Below are 14,953 nucleotides of genomic sequence, written 5' to 3' on the forward strand. Positions count from 1 at the left end.
GTTTGTTCACGAGACTTTTTGATGTACTAATGAGACAACTAGACGATCAGCGAAACGCTGCTATCGCGGTAGAAATAATAAATACTGAAAGTTTGAAGTATTAGAAACTGATGGCACCGCTGGTATTGAAAGACTTAATTGATATTTGCTGCCGCGGGATAGCGGATTTGTCTTCGCTTTTAGTGCGCTTTATTTTCACCTAATCTTTTTAGAGACAAGGAGGTACGTTGCGCTGCTGCTAATGGGTATAAAAGCAATGTTTTTATAGACTTTATAGTACCGCAAAATTTCACAAACACCAGCATGACTTTCTTCTTATTTTATGGCGTGGTTTTTCTAAAATTACACGTTATTGATATAACTACATATCGTGCAATATTCACGCTATGTAATGTCTATTATTAAGCGAGGACTCTTTTTACGGTTTTTATAGTGGTTTCACTTGCAATACCCAAATAGAATTTTGTTTCATCAAAGCCAATATCCCAATGACCTTGCGGCCCACTCTTTGATTCGGTCAGTCAGTGACCTTTGGTCCCAAGCCTCTGCGGTAATTTCATCCGAGGTACTTAGATCATCATCAAACGCATTTTCCATTTCGCTACCAAATTCGTCGCCCATGATGATGACGTTTGCTTCGTAATTATGCAGAAAACTACGGATGTCAAGGTTGGCCGATCCGACCGTAGACCAGTTGCCATCGATTACTGCAGTTTTGGCGTGAAGGATGGCGACCTGTAATCGATAGATTTTTATGCCCGCTGCAAGGAGTTGATGGTAATACGACTGTCCTGCTTGAGATGCAAGGCCGCTATCGGAGACGCTGGGAAAAATCATTGAGACTTCAACGCCGCGCCGCGCGGCGTCAATTAGCACCTGTACCATTTGCTGATCAGGGGCAAAGTAGGGCGTTGTGATATGAATGGTTTTCTTTGCATTTTGAAATGCCTGGATATAGGCTTTATAAAGAATAAACTCTCCCCGCGGCCTGCTAATCACTACCCGCACCACTTTATCGCCAGCAATGCCTAATGTCGGGAAATACTGTAAGTCGGGCAGGTCTTCAGTACCTTGCTTTGCCCACGAACGCATGAACGAAAGCTGCAAAAAAGCGACCGCTGGGCCTTCAATCTGGATGTGTGTGTCGCGCCAGCCGACTGAGCCGCTGGTCTTTTTCTTTGACCTGAACAATGAGCTATTGGCATAGGCCGCACTGATATTCACGCCACCTGTGAAGGCAATTTTTCCATCGACGACAAGAATTTTGCGATGGTCGCGGTTATTGAGGCGCCATGCGCCGATCCGTTTTAACGGATTGACGGGGTTGAATTCGACCAATTTGATACCGGCGCTGCGCATACGGTCAAAAAATTCAGTTGGTGTGCCAATGGTACCAACGCTGTCATAAATGATATTGACCTGAATTCCGGCACGCTGTTTCTCGATAAGCAGATTGGCGAATTGCATGCCAAGAGCGTCTTGATCAAAAATATAGGTCTCAAAGTTTATATTATTCTTGGCATTGGCAATCGCCTTGATCATGGCATTCAGTGTCTGCGGGCCATCGAACAAAAGCGTTATTTTATTGCCTGCAATTGGCGGTGCCGTCACTGCTGCATCTTCCAGCGCCGCCAATTTATGCAAGTCAACCCGCGAGTGACTTAATCTCGATACCAAAATTGATGATGGGCGGGCATTTTCTGGTCGATTTTTAATGGCAAGCGAACCATCGGCTGGTTGCTCATTGAACGTCCTTATATCGGGCAACGATGCGCAAGAAGATAGCGTTAGCCCTAACACGGCGATCAACAGGATCCGTTGCAGGCGAGAAAGCATCGCACGATTTGAACTCGTGACGCGCGTGTTGATTCTCTTGATGATGCCCGTGGTGGTGCCCTTGTTGAATCTCATGGCGAGTCTCATAAAGAATGTGGTGGCAAATCTGTTTAGGAAATTGTTATCACCAGACCCGCTAGTGGCGCTGGCACACTTGCTATCTCATTGTCAGTATATAGCCAAATTGTTATTTCCCTAGAAGCGCCAATAAGGACGTTAAGCAAGTTGTGGAGCAATCGTTTGAGGCGGCGACTATAAGAGGCTAGCAACATCAAACACGGATTACAGGTTCAAGATACTTTTGTGTAATTTTGTTGATATTTTTATATTAATGGTGTTCATTCTCATTTTTAGCTAGCCCATTATTTGTTACTCGTCAGTTTGCGGAGTCTGCAGAATGCCAGCCAATTATGGCGCGCTATGACATCACGAAGCAGCTCTCGGCTCAACTTAATATCAACAACGTTTTAGACACAAACTACTTTGGCGTGTTCGGGGCCTATGGCGCGATCACCTATGGCGCACCACGCGACGCTACGGTGACACTTAAGTATCGTTTTTAACAACGTGAATGTACCGGAACTTATTCGTTTCGCTCTTAACTTATTTCTCTCTTATTTTACGGTTACATCAAAAAATATTAAATTTGGTGTTGGTATTGACGTCAATTTTGTATGCCTTCTGCACTTTCATTCGGCTTCATGCCAACCGGTTCATCACCTGCTTATTGGCGTCGGTGGCGTAACCAGGGTAATCATCTTGTGGTATTTCACCGTTCACGCTACTGGTTTACTCTCACTATCTGGTGATTGATCTTTAGGTGGAATAAAAAAATCTATCGGACGCCGTAAAAAGCGTGAGAGGACCGCTTTGGTCAACGGCAAACCTTCGCGAAAATGTACCTGACGCGAACGTAAAGCGACAAATAAAGCGAGGGAAAAACTGACCCAAAGATTGATGGTCCCGATGGCCAAAATCCCCACTATTGAACGTACTGCTATTTGCCACCCCATCTGATTATCGAGACCGACCAACGCAATGGCGAAGTTTGCCGCGGAAAAGGTGATATGACGAATATCGATTGGTAGGCCAATCATGAAACCAACAGTACCAATCGTGCCGAGTAAGATACCAAAATAAAAATTACCCATTAGGCCACCCAGATTGCTTTCGAGGTAATGCGCAACTTTGCTGAGCCGCGTCTTTCCTAATATTTTACGTAGCCAACGCGCTCGTTCTAAGCGCTTTGCCATATGCGTATAAAGCGCACGATTATCGTAATAGCCAGAAATTAAACCAGCCATGAAAAGACAGACTCCGGCGATGGCAGCGTGAAAAAGCGCCAGACTATGCAATGGATCTAAGTCATGAAGCAAATGTTGCGCCTTATCCGGCGTAACAAGATGGTGACCAAATAAGTGCACCCAGCCCACACTAATAAGATAAGCAACGGGAAAAACCATCAATAAATTGCCCGTAACGGCAATAAACTGAGTGCGAAAAACTTTGACAATCAGATCGACCAGACTATCAATATCGATATGACGACTATCCGTGCTGTGCAAGCCAGCCGCTATACGGGACGCGGTCATGGCTGGTTGCTTGGTGGCGACGGTAAAGTGTAGTACATGAATCAGCATAAACCCGGCCGAGTAATTCATGCTGAACAAAAAAGCTTCTACAAGAGGTGCTGCACGGAGATATGAATAGAGAATTTTCATCATCGCCATAAATCCGATGATCAGTCCGGCGCCTGCAGCTGAGCGGAACATCGCACTAAACTCACTTCGATCTTCTGCGATGTAATGTTCGCCAGTCCTACTCGCGTTTTCGGTAATATTTCGCGCCAACAAATTAATATTGCTCGCAAACAGTTCACGCACCGCGTATTTACGGTTATGCGCCTCGACCAACTCCCTTGCCAAATCTACCGCTGCAATCCGCTTCACCGTTTGAGCTGGCGTTACTAATAATTCGGTTGGGATATGTGCCATTAATGCGCCATCATGATGGGCAGGGGATACGATTTTTCTCAATATTTCTCGTTGAGGGAGCGACAAAAAATCTCCCATGTCTATGTCGACGACCTCAACCAAGATTAATAATTTTCGCAAACGGGCGATACTTTGATCGAGACGCACCAACAAATAAGTAAGAGCTACGCTAGTGCCTTTTTTTAGGGCGTTCTTGCGAATCTTGACCACCACGTCGTCGCATTGATCTAGCATGACCTGGAGGTGCTTAGCATCCTCAATCAGCCTTGGTATGGTTATTGTTTCGCTTAGAGTGTTTTCGTTTGGGTTGCTCTGAATGGCGCTTAGGTAAGGATTGTGAGCTTGATCAAGGCAATTAATGATTGCGACTTCGCCATTCAGGAGACTGCGGTAACCGGCCAAGTAGCGGTGTAATTCGACGTTTTGCATCAAAAATGGCGATTCGAAATCTTCCATTTCAGGATACAGACGAATTAAAGACGGCTCCAATCCCATCGCGCTGATTCGGTAAGACAGGGTTTGCGTTGCATCAAGCAACTCAGCGATAGTATTGATACCACCGAGAGTGTCGCTGGTATGCACTTTGTTGATGATCGCTGTGGCAGGACTGAGGATTGTTTTGTTATCGATAGTGTTATCAATATTATTGCTATCGATAACTTGTGCCGTCGCAATTGTGTTGCTATTAACCGCGGCTTCATTGTTTGATGGGTGCAACACCGCTATCAGGCTTAACCATGTATCAGTTGAAATAGCGTTTAGCCATACGTAATCGGTTTCAAAAGGCAGTACCCGATCCAGGCAGTCGCGTAAGTAAGTTTCATCCAGTGCCGGAGGCAATACCCGATACGCCATACGCTGAAATAACTCAGTAAAAAAACCGGCGTTAGGGAGGATGCCTATGTCGGTATATAAACTAGTTTGGCGACGAGTAGCGTAGACGCGCAGTAAATAATGGCGTAAAGCGTGCGAATAGCGTGGATTTTGTTGAAGAGTATCAATTAGCGTCTGAACGTTAGTTACAGCATCGCTACCGTTTTCCGGCAAGTGCGGTCGCAAGGTTTTGACTAGCGCGATCAAACATTCAACGTTGTCGGAATGCGGGTCTGCTTCAATCAGGTTAAGTATCGACAGCATGAAAAATGTTTGTAATATACAAAGGTCATAGTGTAAGGTTTATTGCTTCTAAATGCGTTGTCAACTTCGCTAAAACGAAGCGCGCGGAAAAGAATAATGACAGAGTATTGACGGAATGAATAAGTAGGAACGAAAGAGATTTCTTTCACTATTTTTTTGTATTTTATATTTTTATGTTTTGTGCGTTGGCATAAAGCTATATTTTGTTTAACGTCCTTCTGCAACCGTTAAAATGTCAACGCAATCAATCTACATCTACAAAGAAAGGTTTCATGTTAACTCCCTGTTTGACGAGGTCATGTTTGCGCCGTTTATCTTGTTTGGCTTTTGTACTGATGTTGGCAGCCTGCCAAAGTCTGTTATCAACCACGCCGGATGCAGTAGAGCAGCAACAAACTATTATGTCATCCGCGGATGCACAAAAAATTGATTATTTGCTCGGGCTAATTGACCAGCGACTGAGTATTGCGTCAAAAGTGGCGAAGTCCAAATGGAATTCAGGCGCCGCAGTAGACGATGCAAAGCGAGAGAGACAGATTTTAGAGGTCGTAACTGCGCAAGCCGATGCAATAGGTGGATTGGATCTAGCGCTTGTCCAGGCGTTTTTTCAAAATCAGTTTGATGCTGGAAAACTCATTCAACAGGACTTGTTGTCGGGGTGGCACAACACGCTCCCAGGTGGCTATAAATTTGACGACGCGCCTAATCTGGCGCGTGACGTGCGTCCGGTATTAGATAAACTCACACCGGAATTGATTGGCGCCCTGCGCAACGTTGTGCCATTACTACTAGATTCAGACGCGCATGCGTATCTCTCGCATTCTGCGCTGAGTTTGATACGAGGGGATGTTGGCGGGGATGTTCGTCGTCAGGCGTTAGAGTCATTGCAGGCAAAATAATCATAGTCAACATGGCCAATCGATACGCTGCTTGAAGCGCATATCCTTATGGCTGGTTGACAACAAAGACTTTGTTGTGGGGCATAATGGCTGTTGCGGAGGCGTTGGTATAGGTAAGTCTGTCCTGCAATAATTATAAATAAGAGGCAGTACCTAATTAGTTTTGATTGAAAACATTAAGATCGAATTCGTCATATGGCACAAACACCCATCGTCACATTGAATGCGCGTCAGCAAGAAATCGTCAATTACGTCCAACGAGAAAGCTTCGTTACCGTTGAAAATTTAGCGAATCGTTTTGGAATGACTCAGCAAACCATTCGACGCGACGTTAATATGTTGTCGGAACAAAATTTATTGCAACGCTATCATGGAGGCGTCGGACTTCCTTCCAGCGCAGAAAATATCGCTTATGGTGCTCGGCAAGGGTTGCAGTCTGAAGAAAAACGTCGGATTGCGGCTTTGGTCGCTGAACACATTCCGGATCAGGCAACACTATTCATTAATATCGGAACAACTACGGAAGAGGTCGCCAAAGCACTCAGCCTTCGTCGTAATTTGCGCGTCATCACCAATAATTTGAACGTCGCAGCAATCATGAGCGGCTACCCAGGCTGCGAAGTGATTATCGCAGGTGGCGTAGTGCGGGCTCGAGATTTGGGCGTGACGGGTGAAGAAACGATTGATTTCATCCAACGTTTTAAGGTGGACTTCGGCATCATTGGGGTTTCAAGTATAGATCCGGACGGCGCGCTGCGAGATTTTGATTACCGTGAAGTACGCGTGGCAGAAGCAATCATTGCGCATTCTCGCACTGTATTTTTGGTTGCAGACCATTCGAAATTTATGCGTCCAGCATTAGTAAAGCTCAGTGAACTGTCTAAGATCGACGCTTTGTTTACGGATCAGCCGATACCGGAGACGTTAGTTAATGTGTTTAAAGAGGCGCATACGAAAGTGTTTGTGGCTGAAAAAGTCGACGATTAACCAAATTTTTTATAGGTTTTTTAGCATTTTTTTTGCGTATAATATAATTTAAAGATTATAGTTATTGTCATCTCTGATCGATTTTATCCTGATAATGTACTCCCAACGTACCTGTGGCTAAGTTTTTTAACAGATTTAACGGTAATCTTTAGTCATACTAAGTCGAAAAATAAAACCTTTAAATTTAAGGTAATTAAAACATATTAAGGACTGTCATTGGGCGCTACCTCTACCGCTGTTTCTTTTCCTAACGTTGATCGCGCCACCATACATATCGCTTTCGGTGTAGATGCTAATTATTTTAGAGGCATGGGCGTTAATATAGTCTCAATAATAAAGAATAATCCAAATTTAATATTTGTTTTTCATGTATTTGCATTTTCTATAACTAAAGACATTGAATGCCGTCTCAAGAAATTGGAAAATAATTATAACGTTCTAATAAACGTTAATATACTGAATAAGCAAATTCTCTCAAATTTTTCTAAATTTCCTTGTTTTTCTCAGCACTCACTTGGTACATTTATTCGAATATTAATTCCTAATTTATTACATGGAATAGTCGATAAGGTACTCTATCTTGATGCGGACATATTATGCATGGGTAACATCGAAGAATTAATATCTATTGACTTAAAAAATACTATCGCCGCCGTTGTTACAGATGAGATTAAAACCACAGTAACTACACAAATTTCAATTTTAAAGTTACCCCATTCAGAGTATTTTAATGCCGGCGTGATGTATATTAATATTGATAACTGGGTAAAGCACGACTCACAGAATAAGTCGCTTAACGTACTTACAACGCGAAGTCTACGCTTTGCTGATCAAGATGCTTTAAACGTTGTATTAAACGGACATACTACGTATATCGACAAAAAATGGAATTTTCGCTACCATTTAATAGATTTTCTTAGTAGTGGTGAAAAAATATTTAATATGCAAGAAAAAGTGTTATTCATGCATTTTACTGGACCTGTAAAACCGTGGCATAGCTGGTGTTTACATGAGGCTAAATTAAATTTTCTTGAATATCAAAAACTTTCCTCGTGGTCTGATATGCCACTCGACAAGCCTCATACCGCACGAGAATTAAAATTATTTTCAAGGTTTTTAATTAAACAGGGAAGAGTAATCGAGGGAATATATTGGCATATTGTATATTGGTGGACAAAATTTATAAATTTAAAAAAACAAAATTAAGCGATCATTTATAAATAACATTTAAATGTTATTTAAATATAAGTTTTATAATAATTTCTAAGAAATCGATTTTTTCGAATTTTAGATTGTTAAGATCGGAGAAATATTTGCGTTATTTTAAATGGCTGGTATCAGCACTACTTTGTGCCTTTTTTATAATGACACTTACAGTAGATCGGTCGGCCGGAGTGATCTTCGTATTTTTACTATTGTTTAGTTTGAGTTCAATTGTTTTTATTCGATATTCAGAGCAAACGACCTTCTTAAATTTTGTAAAAAAATACTGGCCATTACATCTGGCCATGTGTGGTCCATTAATTGCGGTCTTTGCAAACCAACTTGGATCTGGACACTTTACCCTTAGGAATTATGATTCTCCATTCAGATTAGCTATGTTTGTGTTGATCTTTTGGGTTGTCTCATTTTTATCAATTAGAAATATAAAATATCTTCAATGGGCATTTGTGGTGGGAGCAATTCTATCTGCAATAAAAATATACATTCTGACAAAAGGCGGGGCGCAGCGTTATGTAACAGATTTCATACCCATAATAATATTTGGTCAAATGGCCTTGTTACTCGGTATATTCTCTATTTTGTCAATTTCATGGAATAAGACTTCTAATCGATACATCATTTTTTTGAAAATTACTGCGTTATGTTCAGGGTTATATGTGGCTTACCTGTCGCAATCTCGTGGTGTATGGCTGACTATACCTATTTTTATTTTATTGGGTATTGTGGTAACAAAAAATGTTAGCTCTCGTTATAAATTTGGAGTCATTTCTGTTTTTTTCGCTTTATTAGTAGGTGTATCTTACTTTGGTAATATAGTAAAAGATCGTGTAGCTGTAGCGGAAACGGATATAAGCCAATACTCAGTTGGATCCGATGTTGATACTTCTTTAGGCATTCGCCTCCAGCTTTGGCGTGCGTCGTGGATGCTATTCACCGAGCACCCACTCATTGGGGTAGGTGTAGAAGGCTTTTCAAAAGAACTACATAATTTGGCAAAAAGAAAAGTCATTACACCCTTATCGGCGACATTTGCACACTCTCATAACGAAATATTATTTACGATGTCAAGATTTGGCGTATTCGGTTTGTTAGCAATACTCGGTTTATATTTTATACCTGCATATTATTTTATTAGAGAGATACGCGATGATGATCCCGAAGTGCGATATACCGCCGCAATGGGCGCAGCACTAACTATTGGATTTTTTACATTGGGATTAGTTGATGTTGTATTTTTATGGTGGGAAGTCTATCCATTTTATTCAATCAGCATAGCATTGTTACTCACCTATATTATCAAACGGAAAGATACTATATTTAAGCAACGATCCGATCTATCGTCGCATCATCTTTCTAGTGCGTCTTAATTAAGCAAATTTGTTAAAAGTTGCTTTTTCCGGAAGGGGCTCATATCCAGATGTCAACATGAACATCTTATTAATGCGCACAAAATAATCATCCTCCTCAAGTCTAGGTGTCGGTGATGACCGGCACACTGACGTCAGAAATAACCGTTCACGCAATCAGTGACCTCCGCTGATCTGTCCGATGAAAATGATCGTCCACCTTGTTGCTATTCCAATGCTAACGCCACTACTTTCGATCTAATAATTTGATCAGGTGATGGTCGATTAATACCGTAAAAATTCTAGTTTGCCAGCGCTAGGTGATGGATCACTTCCGCCAAAAAGATATGGAATCGCCGGTATTTAATCAGCGCAGGGAGGCAGATCCAGTCACAAGATAGCTTTAAACAGGTTAAGTACATGTCAAATTTCCATTAATTCCATGTATACACCTTTGATTGATAAGGAAATCATCTAATTCGAGCAGGGTTATGGGGCAATAAATGCGATTAATTTCTCGAGAGCACTATAATTCCGCTTGGTTGGTAACAATGTAACTTTTTGTTACGCCGTTATTTGTCAGGTTGCTTGCCAAATTCGCCGTTATCGATATAGGCGAGCACAAGAAATTATGATTCATTAATAAGGAAAGAAATTGAAAAAAACATTATTTGCTCTAGCTGCACTCAGTCTAATTAGTGCAAGCGCGCAAGCCCAAAGCAATGTCACTATTTATGGTGTCGTGGATGCGGGTGTGACTTATACGAGCAAAGTTGGCCCAAACAATAACAGCCGTCTAAGTGTAGATTCTGGCGATCTATCGACCTCTCGGATCGGTTTCAAAGGAGTTGAAGATCTTGGTGGTGGCTTAAAGGCAGTTTTTCAATTGGAAAGCGGTTTCAATGTTGACGACGGCTCATTGTCGGTGGCAAATACGCTGTTTGATCGCAAAGCTGTCGTTGGTCTGACCGGTGCATTCGGTATCGTGACTATTGGTCGCCAAACTGATTTCCTGGAGGACATCGGAAGTAAATACACGTCAGCTCAAACATTCGGCGGTAACGGTATCAAGGGTGGTCATTTTAATAATTTGGATCGCGTCGCCGGCAAACGCACTAACAATTCGATCCGCTATGACAGCATTATTCACGGTGGATTTACTGGTAGCTTGTACTATGGCTTTGGTGAAGTCGCTGGACAAACCTCTGCCGGGCAGTCTTTTGGTATTGGTGGTAATTATGCCAATGGGCCGTTCGGCATTGGCTTGGCATATTTTCAGACTAAGCTTGCTTCGGGTGCATCAACAGCTAAAGCTGGGGACAGCAATTTAAAAACATTTACCCTTGGTTCGAGCTATCAACTAGGTCAAGCGAAGCTGTATGGCGCTTGGTCCCAAGTCAAGCAACCATTGGCGACTTCTGTAGCAACTGTAGGTTTGGTTAATATTACCTCTGCAACCAAAGCGAATATCTTTGATGTCGGCGTGGATTATGCGTTTTCTCCAAAAGTCCATTTGTTGGGAAGCGTCATTTATGACCGCGCTGATATAAGCCGCCAAACGGTCGGCTCGACCAAAGTCAGTACTACTCAGCTGAATCTCGGTGTTGACTATTTCCTCTCTAAACGCACTGACGTATACGGGTTTTACAGCAAGCAGCGAGCAAATGGCGTCTATAATCCGGGTGTGATTAATGCCGCTTATAGTAACGCGCCGGCAGATGACAGTAATCAAAGCGTCTTGCGTGTCGGCATTCGTCATAAGTTTTAATTAGTAAACAGTTAGACTGCAACCAGCTGTGCCAACCGCCGCCATTAAAATCCGTGGTTGTTAGTTTGCATATAAGTTAATCGGCGTGTTTCATAACGAGACGCGCCGAATTTCAATTTAAGCATAGATTTTAGCTGCACAATCGCTTTTAAATCTTATGTCCCGCTATGAAAAGTTAATAATTCGTACATGTCATCCGGTGCTGGTTGTTCAAGCCAATCCTTCGCGAAGGCTTTAGCTTGTTTTTTGTATGCAGCCAAAGTGTTGGCACCCATAGAGTTTTCAAATTTAGCTAAAGTGGCGATCCCAGGCTTTCTACGTTAATATTTTCACTGTATTCACCGACTTGTTGGTAGATGCAGATATTTAAATAATGGTGATCCAAAATAGCAGACCGACGTCCCCCATCGCCATCAAACCGCTATTCAAAAGCCAGTGTAATGACGTCGAACTAATTATTTAGGACCTGCATGCGTGTGCATTGCGGTCGTCAAAGCCTGTGCTTGCAAAGTAGCCCGTTCTTGCAACAGGCCACTTTTTTCTTCCCTCAGTTGCTCCATTTTTACTTCTGATTCAGCGATCCGCTTGTCGAGTAGCCACTTCTCTTTTTCTTCGATCGCGCATTGCAAACGTACGTCGCTTAGAGATTGAAGTGCTATTTCCAACGTTTGTTTGAGTTCGGCGCGATCTGTTGTGAGTTGCTGAATTTGATAGGTGAGTTGACTATGCTCGTCTTTGACTATTGCTGCTTGTTGACGTTCTGCGCGAGCGGTTTCCTGCAACCGTTGCACTTCATCGAGTAGTGTAGGAATCTGTGCGAGTTGGGCTTCTTGCTGAGCGAGCCGTAATTGTTGATCGCTGGATTGTTGCCGAATATTTACTAGTTCTTGCTCGCCACGCATTAATTTTTGCTCAAATACGCTCCGTTCTTCGGCGCGTTGGATTGTAGTTGCCTCCTGATAATGCTCGAACTGAGTGCGAGCGTAACCGAGTTGTTGATTCATTGTCACAATCTCGGCCGCACGATCCGCTAGGCGATTTTGTAAGCCTGTATTTTCGGCCTGTGCAGTCGCTAAAGTTAAATTGAGTGCACGTTGTTCGGCGCGCAACTGTTCAAATACCTGCTGCGCACGCGCAGCATCGTCTTTTAGTTGCCTATTGGTTTCGGCCGCTATGGCATTTTCTTCGAGCTGACGTTGCAATGTTTCGCCCATCGCTTCCAACTCTTTTTGATGCGCTTCTTGCGCCTGGGTAATTCTTTGCTCTACGTCTGACTGAAGATTGTCATACACACTTTTCATCGCATCAATCAGGTTTGACGGCATACCGACCTCTGCGCTTGCCCTATTTTCCTGGTGCTCTGCCTTCCATCGTTTTAAGAGCGGGGCGATGGTACTTTTGCTACCCGTACTTCCTAGCTCTTCACGAACGCCATCTACCGTCGGATTTTTTCCTTCGGCAATTAATTTATCGGCTGCTTGAATGACATCAGCGTACAAAATTCCAATTCGTCCCATTTTTACCTTTAAATAACGTAATACATAATACGTAATATTACAATAATACGAGTCTAAAGTCTAGGTGGTAATTGGGGTATATAACATGCGATAATGTATGTTATCGCATGTTATATATCAGCTTGTAATGCTATCGTTTGTAATGGACATTACAGGGTTCATTTAAGCGATTTCGAACGGAAATGCATTCTTCAGTTAAAAAATGCCTTAGTACGAATACCTAAAAATCAGCCGTAAAAAATGTGTATTGGTTGCGAAGGCGAAGGCACAGTCAATGGCTGCGAGCAATCTCCACAATGGATCGCCACAATGAGATGGGGGAAGGTGCATGAAGATTCGTATCGAGGATGGTAAGGTTGCAGTCATTGAGAGCGTTGGCGACTCTGTCGCTCAGCGGCAACAACAGCATCGAGAATTTCTTGCCGCGGCGACTTCGGATAACACGCGCCGGACTTACCGCTCGGCGATTCGCCACTATCTGGAGTGGGGCGGGGTGCTGCCTGCGGACGAATCAATGATGCTTCGCTACCTTCTGAGCTATTCGCAATTACTTAATCCAAGGACTTTAGCGTTACGTTTAACAGCGCTATCTCAATGGCATATTCAGCAAAATTTTCCAGATCCGGCAGCGACCCTCAATGTGCGTAAAACGCTGTTGGGGATACAGCGCAAAAATGGTCAGCCAGCCCGAAAGGCAAAAGCGTTGCCAGTAGAAGATTTGGCGCTAATCGTCACTGCCTTAACACACCAGGGAACATTAAAAGCGCTTCGTGATAGCGCTTTGCTGCAGATTGCCTACTTTGGTGCGTATCGGCGGAGCGAGGTCGTACGTCTTCAAGTCGAGCACGTCTCCTGGGAGCCCGAGGGAGTGCTCATAACATTGCCGCGTTCAAAGACCGACCAGAAAGGCGAGGGAATTACCAAGGCAATTCCCTTCGGCGAGCAAGTTTGTTGTCCACCCAATGCTTTGCGTACTTGGTGTCGGGCAGCGAACATTTCTTCAGGGGCAATATTCAGAAGTATCAACAAATGGGAGCAAATTGGTGTTGATGCATTGCACGAGGCTAGCCTCAACAGTATTTTGACTGCGGCTGCGGTGCTAGCTGATTTGCCCTATGTTCCACAGTTAAGTAGCCATAGCTTAAGACGCGGATTAGCAACTAGCGCCTATCGTGCTGGAGCGCGATTTCAAGATATTAAAAGACAGGGCGGTTGGCAACACGATGGGACGGTACAAGGTTACATCGAAGAAGCAGGGCGTTTCGAGGAAAATGCTGCAGGTCATTTATTGCGCAAATCAAAGTAAGGCAAGCGTAAACCTATCGTTTTATTTCTACAAAACGATTAGAAGGGTGAGCGGCGATTACGGTTTTTTCTTTATCTAAATCACCAAACTGATTTATACGCATTTTACGTCACATTTATTTTGATGCGTGATGTTAACCCTTAAGGGTTAAGCATTAAGTATTAATGGCGTTTTTCGACCATCATAAACGAGGAGTTTTAGCGACTTCCTTTGTCAATATTCCCTTTAAATTTACGCCGCTTTGTATGCGTGGTGTATATCGACCATGCAGTTTTAACGCGCTGTTATAGATTGTCGCAAAACAACATTGAGACCTGTTACTTTGAGAAAAATTACCACCCATTAAGCTTCTGGAATTTCTATTAAGGCTGTGGGAACTTTTGATAATTGGGTGAAGTCTAGCGCTTACGTTCGCTGTGTTTTCCATGAACGTAAACCACCTTGATAATCTACGAAAGGAGCAAAAAAATGAGCTACCTGGATCGTGATACTTACGGCATATATAGAAATAATCCAAATGGAGGCCCAGGGCCAGATGTGCTTGGAGCGGATACGTTAATAGGGAACGACGTTTGCAATCAGTCTGGCGAGGACTTGGGTGATATCAAAGAATTGATGATCGACACACGTACCGGTAAGGTTAGCTATGCGGTTCTATCTTTTGGCGGCTTTCTTGGAATGGGAGAAAAGTTATTTGCTGTTCCATGGGGTGTTTTGAAGCTTGACTCAGTCAATCAACGCTTCATTCTTGACGTCGACAAAGATCATCTGAAGAGCGCCCCAGGTTTCGATAAAGATCATTGGCCCGACATGGCAGATCAAAGTTGGGCAAGTGAAATTGACACTTACTATGGATCAAACAGGTACGGCGATTCCACGCCAAGACTGTAATCGCTAAATGAATAGCGGCACAGTAGTAGCGGGCAGATAGTTATCTGC

At 43.1% G+C, this 14,953-nt stretch carries 10 protein-coding genes; 7 read left to right on the forward strand and 3 right to left on the reverse strand.

Annotated elements, in window-relative coordinates; genetic code table 11:
- Positions 1-471 precede the first annotated feature (471 nt).
- Positions 472-1,911: a cardiolipin synthase gene (gene cls, locus RGU75_RS18615; RefSeq protein ID WP_322238512.1), complete on the reverse strand. Its 1,440-nt coding sequence runs from the start codon at positions 1,909-1,911 to the stop codon at positions 472-474.
- A gap of 701 nt (positions 1,912-2,612) precedes the next feature.
- Complete coding sequence (locus tag RGU75_RS18620) at positions 2,613-4,967, reverse strand: site-specific recombinase (RefSeq protein WP_322238514.1); 2,355 nt, start codon at positions 4,965-4,967, stop codon at positions 2,613-2,615.
- 302 nt (positions 4,968-5,269) lie between these two features.
- Here RGU75_RS18620 and aroQ point away from each other — a divergent pair, with 302 nt between their 5' ends.
- The 5 genes from aroQ to RGU75_RS18645 all read left to right on the forward strand — a co-directional run bounded on the left by aroQ (position 5,270) and on the right by RGU75_RS18645 (position 11,191).
- Positions 5,270-5,866 (forward strand): gamma subclass chorismate mutase AroQ, encoded by a 597-nt coding sequence (gene aroQ, locus RGU75_RS18625; RefSeq protein ID WP_322238516.1) that lies wholly within the window; start codon positions 5,270-5,272, stop codon positions 5,864-5,866.
- A 195-nt stretch (positions 5,867-6,061) separates the two neighbouring features.
- Positions 6,062-6,853 (forward strand): DeoR/GlpR family DNA-binding transcription regulator, encoded by a 792-nt coding sequence (locus tag RGU75_RS18630; protein ID WP_322238518.1) that lies wholly within the window; start codon positions 6,062-6,064, stop codon positions 6,851-6,853.
- A gap of 216 nt (positions 6,854-7,069) precedes the next feature.
- Positions 7,070-8,059: a glycosyltransferase family 8 protein gene (locus tag RGU75_RS18635; protein WP_322238520.1), complete on the forward strand. Its 990-nt coding sequence runs from the start codon at positions 7,070-7,072 to the stop codon at positions 8,057-8,059.
- 107 nt (positions 8,060-8,166) lie between these two features.
- Positions 8,167-9,444, forward strand: coding sequence for an O-antigen ligase family protein (locus RGU75_RS18640; RefSeq protein WP_322238522.1), 1,278 nt, complete (start codon positions 8,167-8,169; stop codon positions 9,442-9,444).
- Positions 9,445-10,078: 634 nt separating this feature from the next.
- Complete coding sequence (locus RGU75_RS18645; RefSeq protein ID WP_322238524.1) at positions 10,079-11,191, forward strand: porin; 1,113 nt, start codon at positions 10,079-10,081, stop codon at positions 11,189-11,191.
- Positions 11,192-11,646: 455 nt separating this feature from the next.
- Here the strand turns inward: RGU75_RS18645 and RGU75_RS18650 are convergent, their stop codons facing one another.
- Complete coding sequence (locus tag RGU75_RS18650) at positions 11,647-12,708, reverse strand: DNA-binding protein (protein WP_322238526.1); 1,062 nt, start codon at positions 12,706-12,708, stop codon at positions 11,647-11,649.
- A 328-nt stretch (positions 12,709-13,036) separates the two neighbouring features.
- Between RGU75_RS18650 and RGU75_RS18655 the strand changes: the two genes are divergently transcribed.
- Entirely contained in the window at positions 13,037-14,014 is a 978-nt protein-coding gene (locus tag RGU75_RS18655) for a tyrosine-type recombinase/integrase (RefSeq protein ID WP_322238528.1), read from the forward strand.
- Between the two features lie 468 nt (positions 14,015-14,482).
- On the forward strand, positions 14,483-14,905 hold the full coding sequence (locus RGU75_RS18660) for a PRC-barrel domain-containing protein (RefSeq protein WP_322238531.1): 423 nt from the start codon (positions 14,483-14,485) through the stop codon (positions 14,903-14,905).
- Positions 14,906-14,953 lie beyond the last annotated feature (48 nt).

This window comes from Glaciimonas sp. CA11.2 (assembly GCF_034314045.1).
Classification (GTDB): domain Bacteria; phylum Pseudomonadota; class Gammaproteobacteria; order Burkholderiales; family Burkholderiaceae_D; genus Glaciimonas.